A 14367-nucleotide genomic window follows, 5' to 3' on the forward strand; every position below is an offset into this window, starting at 1 on the left:
CTGGACCATCAACAAGCCCAGTTTCCCGCACCAGACGGGCACTTCCGTCCATCTACCGCCCCGTGTCGACCCACCCGCGTGAAACGCCGAGGTTAGGTTGGTGATCGAGTCGAGTCGGCCGATCGCCGAGGTTGCCCGGGAGCTGGGCATCAACGAGGGCACCTTGGGGAACTGGTGTAACAAGTACCGGCGGGAGCACCCGGTCAGTGAGGAGTTGAACCTGCCCGAGCGGAGCCGGTTACGGGAGCTGGAGCGGGAGAACCGTGAGCTCAGGTTGCAGGCGGAGTTCCTAAAAAAAGCAGCAGCCTTCTTCGCCAGGGAGCAGCAGTGAGCGACAAGTACGCGCTCATTGCCGCGGAGAAGGCCGACCGCAGGAGCCCGTTCAGCGTGGTGCTCATGTGCACGGTGCTGGCGGTGTCGACCTCGGCGTTCTACGACTGGTTGACCGGGCAGGCCAGCGCGCGGCAGGTGCGGCGAGCCAAGATCGGGGTGCACGTGCAGGCCGCGTTCGCCGCCGGCCGCGGCACCTACGGGGTGCGCCGGGTGCACGCGGTGCTCGGGCGCAGCGACGACGCCGACGTGGCGGGCGCGTCGCTGCGGATCGTGCGAGACATCATGCAGGAGAACGGGTTGCGCGCGTGCCAGCCGCGGGCCTACCGGACCACCACGGTGCGTGACCCCGGCGCTGAACCCGTCATCGCCGACCACGTCGGCCGGGACTTCACCGCCACCGCGCCCGGCCACAAGCTCGTCGGCGACATCACGTACGTGCCCACCTGGCAGGGCTGGCTGTACCTGGCGACCGTGATCGACTGCCACGCCAAGGCCGTCGTCGGGTGGTCGATGGCCGACCACATGCGCACCGACCTCATCTGTGACGCCCTGGATATGGCCGCCACGAACGTGACGTTCTCCGAGGGCGCGGTCTTCCACTCCGACCGGGGAAGCCAGGGCGGATTCAACTGGTCGTCGCAACACCTTGATCACGGAGGTGTTGGGTGGGTCGGTCGAGGAGACAGGTGCCGAAGGCGCCGCAGGGTGGGCGGCGGCAGTGGGCCGCGGACCCGGCGCTACGGCCTGCGATGCGTTCACCGGGGCGCCCCGAGCCCTCGCGTGCGGTGCAGCGCGCTTTTTGGCGTCTGATCGCGCAGGGCCTGACCAGCGAGGCAGCAGGCGCTGAGATCGGTGTGTCGATGCCGGTCGCGTCGCGGTGGTTTCGACACGCTGGCGGGATGCCGCCGATCAGCCTGTGCGAGCCCACCGGGCGCTATCTCTGCTTCGACGAACGTGAGGAGATCGCACTGCTCAACGCCCAGAACATCGGGGTCCGCGAGATCGCCCGACGGATCGGGCGTGACCCGTCGACGATCTCGCGTGAGCTACGCCGCAACGCAGCGACTCGGGCCGGGCAAAGGGGCTACCGGGCCGGGGTCGCGCAGTGGAAAGCGCAGCAGGCCGCGAAGCGACCCAAGGTCGCCAAGCTCGTCGAGAACCCACGCTTGCGCGAGTACGTCGAGCACAAGCTCGCCGGCGATGTCACCGACACGCGGGGGCGCCCGATCGCGGGTCCAAACGTTCCCTGGGCCGGGCGTCGCCACGGACGCCGCCAGGACCGCCGCTGGGGCACCGCGTGGAGTCCGGAGCAGATCAGCAACCGGCTGCGGGTCGACTTCCCGAGGATGAGTCAATGAGGATCAGCCACGAGACGATCTACCAGTCGATCTACGTCCAAGGCCGCGGCGCGCTCAAGCGTGAGCTGTCGGCGTGCCTGCGCACCGGCCGTGCGCTGCGCGAGCCGCGGGCGCGGACCGGACGCAGCGGCAGGACGTTCGTGAGCGACGAGCTCAAGATCAGCCAACGCCCCGCAGAGGCCGATGACCGAGCCGTGCCGGGGCACTGGGAAGGCGACCTGATCACCGGTTTGGAGAAGTCCGCGATCGGCACACTCGTCGAGCGGTCCAGCAGGTACACGATGCTGCTGCACCTGCCCCCGATGGAGGGTTTCGGCGCCACCCCGTACGTGAAGAACGGACCGCCGCTGGCCGGCCACGGTGCGGTCGCTGTCCGCGACGCGATCACCGCCCAGATCGGGGGCCTGCCCAAGCTGCTGCGCCAGTCGCTGACCTGGGACCAGGGCGGCGAGCTGGCCCAGCACGCCCAGCTCGCGATCGACGCCGGGATCGACGTGTACTTCTGCGAGCCGCACTCGCCGTGGCAGCGTCCGACGAACGAGAACACCAACGGGCTGCTGCGGCAGTACTTCCCCAAGGGCACCGACCTGTCGCGCTGGAGCCACGAAGAGCTCCAGGCCGTCGTGGCCACCCTCAACGACAGGCCACGCAAGAGCCTGAACTGGCGGACCCCTGCTGAGGTCTACCAAACCGAGTTAGAGTCCTCGTTACAGGCTGGTGTTGCTACGACCCCCTGAACCTGCCCAATACACCAGCGCCCAATTCGCCCGCCACCTCGCCGAGCACGGGCTCACCGGTTCGATGGGAAGAACCGGGATCTGCTGGGACAATGCCATGGCCGAATCTTTTTTCGGGGCGTTGAAGAACGAGCTCGTGTACCGCACCGTCTTCCCCACCCGAGACAAGGCCCGACAGGCCATTGCAGAATACATCGAAGTGTTCTACAATCGGCAACGTCTCCACTCGGCACTCGGCTACAGGACCCCGCTCGAGGTCACCAACGAGTACCACCAACACGCCACACTTGCCGCCTGAACCAGCCAATGTCGCTGTCCGGGAACGCGTCACCCCCTCAGACCTCGCTGCGCTTCGCCGAGGTCGGAACCGGTGTCCTCATCCTCGGACCCGTCGGAGTCGGCAAGACCCACCTGGCCACCGCCCTCGGGCACACCGCGATCCGGCGCAGGATGACCGTGGCGTTCTACCGGGCCGACAAGCTGTTCACCCGCCTGCGCGCCGCCCGCCTGGACAACACTCTCGAGGCCGAGATCCGCCGCCTCACCGGCGTCGACGTCCTGATCATCGACGACTTCGCCCTCCGCCCGCTAGATGCGACCCAGACCAACGACTTCTACGAGATCGTGGTCGAACGCCACCGCAGAGCCTCGACGATCTGGGTGTCCAACCGCGAACCGTCCGAGTGGCTCGGCATGACCACCGACGCCCTACTCGCCCAGTCCGCCGTCGACCGACTCACCTCAGGGGCCCACACCCTCGTCATCGAGGGCCCCTCCTACCGCCAACGCCGGCGCGTCGGCGTTGACGACCAGACGGAGGCCCGCCATGCTCAGTGACACCTCCAGGTGGTCCCATCCTCGTGGCAACGAGGTGGTCCCATCACGCTGGCAAGCGACACCTTCGCCCGGCGGACGGCCTCGGCCACGCTCACTTCGCCGGCCAGGACCGACAACACGATCCGGACCTTCTCCCCAGCCGGGAACGCCGGCGGCCTCGCCATGATCAATCAGACTCCTTCGCAGGTCAGACCCGCAAGAAGCGCGCCCTGCCACTAAGTCCGACACGCGACAGCTAGACTCGACCGGTTGCTTTGGTACTCTGCCCTTGAGCTAGAACACGGGAGACTGGAATGACTAAGCGAGCGCTCATTACCGGCATAACCGGGCAGGACGGCTCGTACCTGACCGAGTTCCTTCTGTCGAAGGGGTACGAGGTCCATGGGTTGATACGCCGAGCTTCGACGTTCAACACGCACCGCATTGATCACCTATATCGGGATCCGCATGATCCGGGCGCAAAACTGTTTCTTCACTACGGGGATCTTTCGGATGGTGCCCGGCTAGTGACGCTCCTCCATGAGGTGAACCCAGATGAGGTGTACAACCTCGCCGCCCAGTCACACGTGCGGGTCAGTTTCGAGGAGCCGGAGCACACGGGGGACACCACTGGTATCGGGGCCATGCGGCTGCTCGAGGCGGTGCGGATGAGCGGCATGGAATGCCGCTACTACCAAGCATCGAGTTCGGAGATGTTCGGGGCCACTCCGCCACCACAGAACGAAGAGACGCCATTCTATCCCCGGTCTCCGTACGGTGCTGCGAAAGTTTATGCGTACTGGGTGACGAAGAACTATCGTGAGGCATACGGCATGTTCGCCGTAAACGGGATCCTCTTCAACCACGAGTCGCCACGACGCGGTGAAACCTTCGTGACCCGGAAGATCACCCGCGCGGTCGCCCGGATCAAGGCGGGATTGGATGAGTACATCTACCTGGGGAACCTTGATCCGGTCCGCGACTGGGGATACGCGCCGGAGTACGTCGAAGGCATGTGGCGCATGCTTCAGGCCGAGGAGCCCGAGGACTACGTGCTGGCCACCGGGGTTGGGGTCACGGTCAAGGACTTCCTTGTCGCTGCGTTCAGCCACGCGGGGCTCAATTGGGAGAAGCACGTGCGCTTCGATGAACGGTACCTGAGGCCCACGGAGGTGGACGCCCTCATCGGGGACCCGTCCAAGGCGCGCGAACAACTCGGATGGAGCGCGCGTGTCATGCCGCACGAGTTGGCCCGCATCATGGTGGACGCCGACGTCGAGGCACTTGCCCACGAGGGACGCCCGTGGATAGACGCGGTCGCGCTTCCCTCGTGGACCCCGACAGTGAGCGCACCATGATGGCCGGCAACTACGACCCACAGCCACTGGAGCGGGACTCGACCTTCTACGTAGCGGGGCACCGCGGGCTGGTGGGCTCTGCGATTTGGCGGGCCTTGCGCAAGGCCGGCTTCTCCGGACTGGTCGGTCGCACCTCGAAGGAGCTCGACCTCAGGCGGCGCGACGACGTGTTCGCTTTCTTCGCCGACACCAGACCCCGGTACGTGGTGCTCGCCGCGGCCAAGGTCGGCGGCATCATGGCGAACAACACCTATCCGGTGGATTTCCTCTCCGAGAACCTCCAGATCCAGACGAACGTCCTGGACGCTGCTCTCCAGCACGGCGTCGAACGCCTGCTGTTCCTCGGTTCCTCCTGCATCTACCCCAAGATGGCTCCACAGCCCATCAAGGAGGAGTACCTCCTCACCGGGCACCTCGAACCGACCAACGACGCCTACGCCATCGCCAAGATTGCGGGCATCCTTCACGTACAGGCCGTCCGGCGGCAGTACGGCTTGCCGTGGATCTCCGCCATGCCCACCAACCTTTACGGTGCTGAGGACAACTTCTCAGCCGAGGGCTCGCACGTCCTACCCGCCCTCATCCGTCGCTACGACGAGGCGAAGCGCACTGGCGAGCCTATTGTCACGAACTGGGGAACGGGCACGCCACGGCGCGAGCTCCTCCACGTCGCGGACATGGCGGACGCCTGCCTGCACCTGCTTGAGCACTTCGATGGGCCGTCCCAGGTCAACGTCGGCACCGGCAAGGATGTGACGATCGCCCAGCTCGCCGCAATGGTCGCGAGCGCGGTCGGTTATGAAGGCGAGACCCGCTGGGACACCTCCAAGCCGGACGGCACCCCCCGCAAGCTGCTCGACGTGTCGACCCTTACTGCATCAGGGTGGCGGCCGAGGCTCGACCTCGAAGACGGAATCCGCGGCACAGTCGCCTGGTACCAGTCGAACAGAGAGTCGGTGCGCAAGTGAGTCGGTCAGCGTCTCGGTCAGGTCGCCCGGTCATGCCCTCCTTCCTCTGGCGTCAGCTCAACGTCTGTCTGCGATCTGTCGGCCTGGGATAGCCTGCCGGCAGCACCGGGGCCACGGAAGACGGGGACATCGCATGCACACGGTCGAAGGTGACGCGCTCGCGCAGATCCGGGTCAGCGAACGGCCCTGGGGCCAGTTCCAGCAGTTCGTCGAGAACCAGCACGTCACGGTGAAGGTCATCACGGTCGAGCCGGGCCACCGGTTGAGCCTCCAGCGCCACGGCCACCGCGCCGAGTTGTGGCACGTGCTTGACGTGCCGATGGACGTCACCGTCGACGGGCGATCGTGGACCGCCGACGTGGGCGAGCAGGTGCTCGTCGCCTCTGGGCGTCTGCACCGCCTGGGAAACAGCCAGAGCCGGCCCGGCCGAGTGCTGGAGATCGCCTTCGGCGACTTCGACGAGGCCGACATCGAGCGGCTCGACGACGACTACACCCGCTGATCTGGCCGGGCTCGCCGGGCAGCGGCGGATGTTCACGCTGTCGTAGCCGGCGGTGAGGTGCAGCGTTCACCGACCCCGGCCGACAGTTCCGTCATGCGCCGACTACCTGCCCTCGCCACCGCCGTCCTCGTCGCCGTCCCGTTGCTCGCCGCCCCGGCCGTGGCGGCGCCGGGAGGCCCGATGGGCCAAGGACCCACGACGTTCGCCGTGCTGGGCGACACCCCGTACGGGGACGCCCAGCGTCAGGCGTTCCCCGCGCTCGTGGACGACGTCAACGCCGACCCGAAGGTGCGCGCCGTGCTGCACGCCGGTGACGTCAAGAGCGGCGGGTCGACGTGCGACGACGCCCGGCTGGCTGACCTGGCCGCCCTGTACGACACGTTCGCCGACCCGTTCGTGATCACGCCGGGGGACAACGAGTGGACCGACTGCCACCGCACCGCCGCCGGCGGCTACCTGCCCACCGAGCGGCTCGCCGCCTTCCGTGAGCTGTTCTACCCCGAGCCGGGCCAGTCGCTGGGACGGCGCACCCTCACCGCCGCGGTGCAGTCGGTCGAGCAGCCCGCCCACGCCGACTACGTCGAGAACGTCCGCTTCACCCGCAGCAAGGTCGTCGTCGCCACCGTGCACGTGGTCGGCAGCGAGAACGACCTCGAGCCTTGGTCGCAGCTGCCCGGCGGCGACCAGCCCACCGAACGGCTCGCCGAGTTCGAGGCCCGCCGCGCCGCCAACCTCGACTGGATCGACGCCACGTTCGACGAGGCGGCCCGAGCCGACGCCGCCGGCGTCCTGCTGCTCATGCAGGCCGAGCCCGTCGCCTCTCCCGGCTTCGCCGCCGAGCGGGCGCTGATCGCCGAGCGGGCGGCGGCCTTCGGTCGGCCCGTGCTGCTCGTGCACGGCGACGAGCACCGCTACGAGGTCGAGCTCGGCTACGCCGGCGTGCCGAACCTGACCCGACTCGAGACCTTCGGCGACACGGCCTCCGACTGGCTCGCCCTCACCATCGACCCCCGGACCTCGGGCGTGTTCAGCTGGCAGCCGCGGCACGTGAAGCCCTGACCCGGCCCGCCTTACGATGACGGTGACACCGTGCTGGAGGTCGAGTAGATGGCCAAGACGTTGACGGCGAACCGCGCTCAGGTGCGGGCGGCCCGTCTCATCGTGAAGCGGGCTCAGCGGGGGATCGGGCAGGCGAGCCCCGCGGTGCGCGCCATCGCCGCGGCCAAGCCGGCCCAAGCGACACGGGGAGCCACTCGGGACCGCTCATCGTCGGCCCAACGGGGGGCCTGACGGCGTTCGGCGCCGCCGCGCCGGAGACCCGCGCTCAGCGGTCCGAGCCCTCTGCCGCCATCCGGCCGTACAGCCCGCTGTCGAAGGCCTCGGCCAGCAGGTAGAACGTGGCCGCGATGTGCTTGCACGGCACTGCGGCGTCCGGGCACGAGCACGACATCGACAGGTCGCCCACCCGCTGCGGGAACAGCGGGGTACCCGCGGCGGCGAACACGTCGTCCAGGTCGGTGGGCATCTCCCCGGCGAGCAGCCGGGCGCTGTGGATCGCCTGCTCGGCTAGCGTCACCTCGACCTTCGCCCACACCAGCTCCGGGAACGGGCGAGCCCGATCCGGACCCGGTACGGCGTCCGGCGGGTCCCCTGCACCGAGGCGCGCACCTCGCCCGGCCCCACGTCCAGCGACACCACCTGGCCCTTGCGGGCGTAGGCGCGGCCACGGGTCAGCCGCGACCCCAGCGCGAAGGACTCCAGCACCTCGATGAAGCGCCGCGACCACCACTGCTCGCCGATCCGGCCCCGGGTGCTGCGGGCCACGACCCCGCCGCTCACCGGCCGGGGCGCGGCCGGCGGCGGGAAGCCGGACCAGCGCGACGGGCTCACTCCACCACCGACCCGGCCTCGAGGGTGAACAGCTCGCGCAGCTGCGCGGTGGACAGCTCGGTCAACCAGCCCTCCCCGGTGCCGACGATGCTCCACGTCGACCGCTGGTGGAACCCGGCGGGACGACGTGGCTGGCCGCCGTCAGGGTCAGCCCGGTGCCCCCGGCCTTCAGCGACAGGACCATCAGCGGCGGCCCGGACCGGCCGCCGTCCTGGAACCGCGACACCAGCGCGTCCCGCCCGGCCTTGCTCACCCCGCCGTGCAGGTACGCCACCTCCCGGCCGAACCTCGCCGACAGGTACGTGCGCAGCATGTCGCCGAACTCGGCGTACTGGGTGAACAGCAGCGCCCTCTCACCGGCGGCGAGCACCTCCTCGAGCACCTCCTCCAGCCGCGCCAGCTTGCCGGAGCGGCCCGCCAGCGCGCTGCCGTCGCGCAGGAACTGCGCCGGGTGGTTGCACACCTGCTTGAGCCTGGTCATCGTCGCCAGCACCAGCCCGCGGCGTTCGATCCCCGCGGTCGTCGCGATCCGCTCCAGCATGTCGGTGACCACCGACTGGTACAGCGCCGCCTGCTCCCGGGTCAGCGAGCACACGACGTCCATCTCCACCTTCTCCGGCAGGTCGGTGATGATCGACCGGTCGGTCTTCAGCCGGCGCAGTACGAACGGCTGGGTGAGGGCACGCAGCCTGGCCGCGGCCTCGGCGTCCCCGTGGCGCTCCACCGGGACGGCGAACCGCTGCCGGAACTGCGCGGGCGCCTTGGTGGCCGCGCTCTTGATCGCCTGGGCCTCGTCCAGGACGACGCGGTGCCAGGCGACCTGGCGCAGCGCGGCCGCGTCCCGGGCGAGGATCGCGTACGTCGTGACGACGAGGTCCGAGCCGGCCACCGCTTCTTCGAACGCCGTGCCGCGGGGGCGCTCCGCGCCGTGGTGCACGTGCACCCGCAGCCCGGGGGCGAAGCGCGCGGCCTCGCGCTGCCAGTTGCCCACCACCGACATCGGGCACACCAGGAGGGTCGGCCCGTCGGCCCCGTCGGCCCCGTCGGCCCCGTCGGCCCCGTCGGCCCCGTCGGCCCCGTCGGCCCCGTCGGCCCCGTGCCCGGCCGGCCGGCGTCCCGGACGACGAGCGCGAGCAGCTGCACCGTCTTGCCCAGGCCCATGTCGTCGGCCAGCAGGCCGCCCAGGCCGACCGACTCGAGGAACGACAGCCACGACAGGCCCCGCTCCTGGTAGGGGCGCAGGGTGCCGACGAACCCCTCCGGGGCGGGCACCGGCTCCAGCCGCCGCTCCGCCTCGCCGGAGAGCAGGTCGCCGAGCCAGCCGTCGGCGTCCACCCCGAGCACCGGCAGCCCGCCCGGCCCCTCGTCCGGGGCGCCGAGCGTGTGCAGCACCGCGGGCCCTCCGTCGTCCGTCAGGGACGCGGCGCCGGGAACGCCTTCGGCAGCTTCAGCCCGCGCTCGGCCATCACGTCGCGCAGCACGTCCGGCCGGTCGGTGATCATCCCGTCGACCCCGGCATCCAGCAGGGCGGTCATCGTCGCGGTGTCGTTGACCGTCCACGGGACGACGTCCATGCCCGCGGCGTGCGCCTCCTCGACCAGCGACGCGGTGGTGAACGGCTCGTAGCCGGGGTCGAGTACCGAACCGCCCTGCGGCGAGCCGTGCACCGGGGAGATCGCGTCCGCACCGAAGGACGCTGCGGCATCCACGAGCGAGCCGTCGAAGTCGTCGATGTCGATGCCGCCCAGCCACGGCGACGCCCCTGGCTCGCCCACCTGGAGGAACTGCTGGCCGTTGGTCAGCGCGACGATCGGCAGCCGCGGCTCCACCTCGCGCATCCGCATCAGCGCGCCCCAGTCGAAACTCTGGATCGTGACCTGGTCGACCATCCCGGCCTCGCGCACCTCGCGGGCGACCACCTGGACGAACTCTTCCCGCGGGGCCGTCTGCCACGGCGCGCCCGCCTCCACCTTCGTCTCGACGTTGAGCATCACCCGGTGCGCCCGGTAGCGCTGCACCAGGTCGAACACCTCGCTGAGCAGCGGCATCCGCGCCCCCGGCGCCAGCTGCTGCTCCGGGTACTGCGGCAGCCGCTGCGAGCCGCAGTCGATCGTGCGCACCTGCTCGAGCGTGAGGTCCTTGATGTACGTGGTGCCCGGCACGTAGGGGAACTGCGGGTCCCCCTCGAACGCGGGCTCGGTGTCGACGCACTTCGTTGGCGAGGGGTCGCGGTCGTGGGTGACCACGGCGTACCCGTCCTTGGTGATCTGGACGTCGAGCTCGAGCGTCGTGACGCCCAGTTCGAGCGCGTTGGCGAACGCGGGCAGCGTGTTCTCGACCACGAGGCCCAGGCCGCCGCGGTGGGCCTGGAGGTCGAAGCGGTCGCTGCCGTACCCGGGCCGGTCGTCGCCACCCGGCCGTGAGGGCGGTTCGGCCGCGTGGGCCGGGGCCAGCGCCGTGCCGGTGGCCAGCAGGACGGCGAGGGTCGGGATGAGGTATTTGCGTCGGTTCATGCCGAGTAGCGTGGCGACGTCGTTTGGCGTCCCCGTGTATGCCGGACCGCTACGAGGTGGCGGAACGGTGACGGCTCGGCCCTGCTCCTCACCGGGGTTCGCACACTGCGTGGCCGGCGCGGTGGGGGTTCGCGCACCGGGTGGCTGGCGCGGTGGGGGTTCGCGCACCGGGTGGCTGGCGCGGTGGGGGTTCGCGCACCGGGTGGCTGGCGCGGTGGGGGTTCGCGCACCGGGTGGCGGTGGTCTGGCCCCGAAACCGGGTGTTCCACCGCCACTGGGTGTGCGAACCCTCGGGGGCCGAGGGAGGGGGCCGAGGCGTCGCCTGCCGCGATCACCACCACGACAGGCGCGAACCCCAGTCAGGGGTGGTCAGGCCGCGGCGCTCGTAGGCCCGGTTGAACGACCGCACGCACCGGCGCCCCCAGGCGACCGGGTGGCGCTCGTCGGCCATGACGAAGCGCACCACCTCGTGCCCCCAGTCGTGCAGGTCGTCGCGCCGCCGCTTGTCGAGCCAGACCCGTTGAGCTGCGGTCGGGTCATCGTCGCGGTACTTCACCTTGCCGTCGGCCTCGACGACGGTCCAGCACGTCCGCACCAAGAGGTCGACCCGGTAGCGCAGGCCGTCCTGCTGCAGCACCACCTGGGGCTCGGCCGGGGGCAGGCCGAGGTGGATCATCACGCCGCGGGCCACCGACTCCAACGCCGACTCCGCCCGCTTGTCGGCGTGCCGCGCGACCAGGACGGCCCTCGGGTGCCCCGGGGCGCACGGATTGCGGTCGGCCGCCTCACGCAACTGGTCGGCACTGATCCCGAGGAGCCACATCGCGGCGTCCCCGGCTGCCAGCGCCCACGGGAACGACGCGTGGCGGCTCAGGTCCACCACCGTGCGCGCTGGCGTGGTGACCCGTACGCCGTCGACGACGACCACCTCGTCGTCGTCGAGCCACGCCCGCCGCCCGCGCGCCGACCCGCGGCGTCCCGAACCGCCGTGCCGGGGCGGCTGGCGCGCCACGGTGAGCCGGGCATCCGGCGGCACCGTCTGCAGGGGCAGGCCGAGGACGACGGCTGCCGACTCGGCGCAGGCCACCGCGCGGGGGCGGCGACTCTGGGCGGCACGCACCCGCAGGAGGTGGCGCTGGCGCTCGTCGGACGCCTCCCACACCTCCCGCGGGCACCACGCCCCCGTCGCGAGACGCATCAGGTCGCCGCGCTCGACCGCCCAGCGCACGCCCGCCCGGGTGAGCCGGCGCCGCTCGGCGTCCGCGAGGGTGACGACGCCGTGGTGCTCTGCCGCGAGGGCTGCGAGCTCAGGGTCCACGCGGGCAGGGTGCCTCGGCGCGCGCCTGCCCGTCGGGCGTCATCCACAGGCCGGGGGTTCGCACACCCAGTGGCGGTCAAACCCGGCCGTCGGAGGCTTCTTGACCGCCGCTGGGTGTGCGAACCCGCCGCAGGGCCGCCACTGGGTGTGCGAACCCGCCGCAGGGCCGCGGGTCAGGGGACCGCCTGGTCGGCGCGCGACGGCGCCGCCGTGGGTGGCGGGACGAACCGGTAGCCGACGTTGCGCACGGTGCCGATGAGCTGCTCGTGCTCGGCGCCCAACTTGGCGCGCAGCCGCCGCACGTGCACGTCCACGGTGCGCGTCCCCCCGAAGTAGTCGTACCCCCACACCTCCTGGAGCAGCTGAGCGCGGGTGAACACCCGGCCCGGGTGCTGCGCCAGGAACCGCAGCAGCTCGAACTCCTTGTACGTGAGGTTGAGCGGCCGGTTGCGCACCCGCACGGTCCAGGCGTTCTCGTCCACGACGAGGTCGCCCACCCGGGTCTCCCCGCCGGGGTCGTCGTCCGTCCGCAGGGGGGTGGCCGTTCGCCCGGCGGCGAGCCGCAGCCGCGCCTCCACCTCCGCCGGCCCGGCCGTGTCCAGCAGGACGTCGTCCATCCCCCAGTCGGCGGCGACCGCAGCGAGCCCGCCCTCGGTGAGCACGGCGATGAGCGGGGCGCCGAGGCCGGTGGTCCGCAGCAGCCGGCACGTCGACCGGGCGGCAGCGAGGTCGCGGCGGGCGTCGAGCAGGACGACGTCCGCCGGCGGGACGTCGACCAGGGCGGTGGGCTCGGCGGGCAGCACCCGGACGTGGTGGGGCAGCAGGGCGAGCGCGGGCAGGACCTCGGCGGACGGCGCGAGGGCGTTCGTCAGCAGGAGGATCTGGGTCAAAGCGGTGCCTCCTCACCCGCAGCCGGCCCGGGAGGACCGGCGCCGTCGCACGATGTGCGCGGCAGTGTACGCGGAGCGCGCCGGGTGGCCGTCCAGGCGGCGCCTCGTGCCAGGATGCCGCGGTGACCCGGCCGGCCCCCGCCCTCATCACCGCAGCGTCCGCGGTGCTCGTCGGGGTCGCCGCGTACGCCGGCACGGCAACCCTCGTGGCCGCCCTCCTCCTGGGCACCGTGGCGGTGGCCGGCGGGTGGGCCGCCCTGCTCAACCTGCCGACCCCACGGGGCAGCACGGCGGTGATCGCCCTCGGCGGCGCTGTGGCCACCGCAGCGGCCGCGCTGACCGACGGCTCCGCGCACCTGCGCTGGCTGCCCGGCGTCCTGGCGGTAACGGTGCTCGTCGAGTTCGCCCACCAGCTCTTGCGGCGGGACATGCGCCCGCGTCTCGTCGAGTCGGTGACCGGGGTGGTCTCCGGCGTCGTGGTCGTCGCCTTCGGCGCCGGGTGGCTGGCGGCCCTGCACGACGACGGCGGGGACGGCGTCGTCCTGCTCGGCTCCGCGGGGGCCCTGGCCGCTGGGCTGGCCACCGGCCTGCCGTGGCCGCAGCGGATCACCGGGCCCTTCGCACTGCTCGGTGCGCTGAGTCTCGGCGCGCTCACGGGTGCGCTCCTGCCCGACGAGCGGGCCGTGACCGGGGCCCTCGTCGGGTTCGCCGTCGGGGTCGTCGTCGCGACCTTCGACCGACTCCTCGCGCACCTGCCGACGGCCGGGCAGGTGCAGGCGGCGACGGCGCGCGCGGTCGCTCCGGTGGCGGCCTCGGGGCTGCTCGTCTACGTGCTGGGCCGCCTGTTCTCCTGAGCCCGCCGGGGCTACCCGGCGCCGCGGCTCAGCGCGACACGAGCCGGTCGATCCGGTCGAGGGCGTCCTCGAGGGCTGCCTCGAACTCGGCGTCGGCCTCGTACCGGGACAGCATCGGCCGCATCCGCACCAGCAGCGGGTAGTCCGCGACGTCCACCTCGGCGTCCCGCCCGCCGACGTCGCCGTCCCCCTGGTCGAGCTCCTCGGCGCCGGCCGGGGTGGAGCCGCCGCGGCCGGCGACCTCCAGCAGCAGGTGACCGAGCAGGAAGCTGGAGAACTGGCGGTAGGCGGTCACCGCGGCCTCGTCCCCGAAGCCGCGGGAGGTGAGGTTCTCCAGGAACTCCTCCACGACCCGCAGCGACCGCAGCGGGGGACGCAGCCACGGGGCGGCCGGGTGCCGGGTGGCGACGAGCGGGAACGCGTTCGGGTGCTCGTCCGCGAGGTCCCGGACGGCGTGCGCGAGCCACTGCAGGTAGGCCTGCCAGCCGTCTGCGGGGCCGAACCGGGTCCCGTCCTCGAGGTGGAGGCGGGAGACGAGCCGGTCGACGACCGCCTCGAGCAGGTCCTCCCGGCCGTTGACGTAGCGGTACAGGGACATCGCCTCGACGCCGAGCCGTTCGCCCAGCCGGCGCATGGACAAGGCCGGCAGGCCGTGGTCGTCCAGGTAGCCGATCGCCGCGTCGACGATGACCTCGCGCGACAGCGGGCCCCCTCGGTGCCTCGTCGCAGTTGTCACGTCGCTCATTGTCGCTCCGACGTCGCGAACCCGTGGCGCAGGGTGCGGTCGGTGGCGGTCAGGGTCACCCGACCGCGCCGCCCGCTCCGACCGC

11 protein-coding genes and 5 pseudogenes are annotated in these 14367 nt (G+C 71.3%); 10 read left to right on the plus strand and 6 right to left on the minus strand.

Annotation, left to right across the window (positions count from 1 at the left end; all coding sequences use genetic code 11):
* Nucleotides 1-100: 100 nt before the first annotated feature.
* From ACFP6A_RS03020 to ACFP6A_RS03060, 9 genes and pseudogenes are all read left to right on the plus strand, one after another.
* Entirely contained in the window at nt 101-331 is a 231-nt protein-coding gene (locus ACFP6A_RS03020) for a transposase (protein WP_379601475.1), read from the plus strand.
* The gene (locus tag ACFP6A_RS03025) at nt 328-1143 is read left to right on the plus strand and encodes an IS3 family transposase (RefSeq protein ID WP_379601477.1); all 816 of its coding nucleotides are present in this window, start codon (nt 328-330) and stop codon (nt 1141-1143) included. Before ACFP6A_RS03020 ends, ACFP6A_RS03025 begins: the two co-directional genes overlap by 4 nt.
* Nucleotides 1083-2428 (plus strand): annotated as a pseudogene (locus ACFP6A_RS03030) (IS30 family transposase). Before ACFP6A_RS03025 ends, ACFP6A_RS03030 begins: the two are co-directional and overlap by 61 nt.
* Before the next feature lie 7 nt (nt 2429-2435).
* Nucleotides 2436-2726 (plus strand): annotated as a pseudogene (locus tag ACFP6A_RS03035) (integrase core domain-containing protein); the annotation flags it as partial.
* A 41-nt stretch (nt 2727-2767) separates the two neighbouring features.
* Nucleotides 2768-3265 (plus strand): annotated as a pseudogene (locus ACFP6A_RS03040) (ATP-binding protein); the annotation flags it as partial.
* Nucleotides 3266-3558: 293 nt separating this feature from the next.
* Nucleotides 3559-4602: a GDP-mannose 4,6-dehydratase gene (gene gmd, locus ACFP6A_RS03045; RefSeq protein WP_379601479.1), complete on the plus strand. Its 1044-nt coding sequence runs from the start codon at nt 3559-3561 to the stop codon at nt 4600-4602.
* Nucleotides 4599-5570: a GDP-L-fucose synthase family protein gene (locus tag ACFP6A_RS03050; protein ID WP_379602137.1), complete on the plus strand. Its 972-nt coding sequence runs from the start codon at nt 4599-4601 to the stop codon at nt 5568-5570. Before gmd ends, ACFP6A_RS03050 begins: the two co-directional genes overlap by 4 nt.
* 133 nt (nt 5571-5703) lie before the next feature.
* Nucleotides 5704-6072, plus strand: coding sequence for a phosphomannose isomerase type II C-terminal cupin domain (locus tag ACFP6A_RS03055; protein ID WP_379601481.1), 369 nt, complete (start codon nt 5704-5706; stop codon nt 6070-6072).
* A gap of 93 nt (nt 6073-6165) precedes the next feature.
* Complete coding sequence (locus tag ACFP6A_RS03060; RefSeq protein WP_379601482.1) at nt 6166-7131, plus strand: metallophosphoesterase; 966 nt, start codon at nt 6166-6168, stop codon at nt 7129-7131.
* A 268-nt stretch (nt 7132-7399) separates the two neighbouring features.
* Here the strand turns inward: ACFP6A_RS03060 and ACFP6A_RS03065 are convergent.
* The 5 genes and pseudogenes from ACFP6A_RS03065 to ACFP6A_RS03085 form a co-directional block, all read right to left on the minus strand.
* Nucleotides 7400-7962 (minus strand): annotated as a pseudogene (locus ACFP6A_RS03065) (SWIM zinc finger family protein); the annotation flags it as partial.
* Nucleotides 7959-9342: pseudogene (locus ACFP6A_RS03070) on the minus strand (DEAD/DEAH box helicase); the annotation flags it as partial. The pseudogenes ACFP6A_RS03065 and ACFP6A_RS03070, both read right to left, overlap by 4 nt.
* Before the next feature lie 32 nt (nt 9343-9374).
* On the minus strand, nt 9375-10475 hold the full coding sequence (locus ACFP6A_RS03075; protein WP_379601484.1) for a glycerophosphodiester phosphodiesterase family protein: 1101 nt from the start codon (nt 10473-10475) through the stop codon (nt 9375-9377).
* A 331-nt stretch (nt 10476-10806) separates the two neighbouring features.
* The gene (locus ACFP6A_RS03080) at nt 10807-11793 is read right to left on the minus strand and encodes a type IV toxin-antitoxin system AbiEi family antitoxin domain-containing protein (protein ID WP_379601485.1); all 987 of its coding nucleotides are present in this window, start codon (nt 11791-11793) and stop codon (nt 10807-10809) included.
* Between the two features lie 173 nt (nt 11794-11966).
* Entirely contained in the window at nt 11967-12683 is a 717-nt protein-coding gene (locus ACFP6A_RS03085; protein ID WP_379601487.1) for a winged-helix domain-containing protein, read from the minus strand.
* 122 nt (nt 12684-12805) lie between these two features.
* Between ACFP6A_RS03085 and ACFP6A_RS03090 the strand changes: the two genes are divergently transcribed.
* Nucleotides 12806-13537, plus strand: a complete 732-nt coding sequence (locus ACFP6A_RS03090; protein ID WP_379601488.1) for a hypothetical protein — start codon at nt 12806-12808, stop codon at nt 13535-13537.
* A gap of 28 nt (nt 13538-13565) precedes the next feature.
* Here ACFP6A_RS03090 and ACFP6A_RS03095 read toward each other — a convergent pair whose 3' ends face one another.
* On the minus strand, nt 13566-14282 hold the full coding sequence (locus ACFP6A_RS03095; RefSeq protein ID WP_379601489.1) for a TetR/AcrR family transcriptional regulator: 717 nt from the start codon (nt 14280-14282) through the stop codon (nt 13566-13568).
* Between the last annotated feature and the right edge of the window lie 85 nt (nt 14283-14367).

It is taken from the genome of Quadrisphaera sp. GCM10027208 (genome assembly GCF_042658805.1).
Taxonomy (GTDB): Bacteria; Actinomycetota; Actinomycetes; order Actinomycetales; family SCSIO-59966; genus SCSIO-59966.

Coding starts and splice junctions, on each gene's coding strand:
- ACFP6A_RS03055 (WP_379601481.1), top strand. CDS start 5,704: ATGCACACGGTCGAAGGTGACGCGCTCGCGCAGATCCGGGTCAGCGAA.
- ACFP6A_RS03075 (WP_379601484.1), bottom strand. CDS start 10,475: ATGAACCGACGCAAATACCTCATCCCGACCCTCGCCGTCCTGCTGGCC.
- ACFP6A_RS03050 (WP_379602137.1), top strand. CDS start 4,599: ATGATGGCCGGCAACTACGACCCACAGCCACTGGAGCGGGACTCGACC.
- ACFP6A_RS03095 (WP_379601489.1), bottom strand. CDS start 14,282: ATGAGCGACGTGACAACTGCGACGAGGCACCGAGGGGGCCCGCTGTCG.
- gmd (WP_379601479.1), top strand. CDS start 3,559: ATGACTAAGCGAGCGCTCATTACCGGCATAACCGGGCAGGACGGCTCG.
- ACFP6A_RS03060 (WP_379601482.1), top strand. CDS start 6,166: ATGCGCCGACTACCTGCCCTCGCCACCGCCGTCCTCGTCGCCGTCCCG.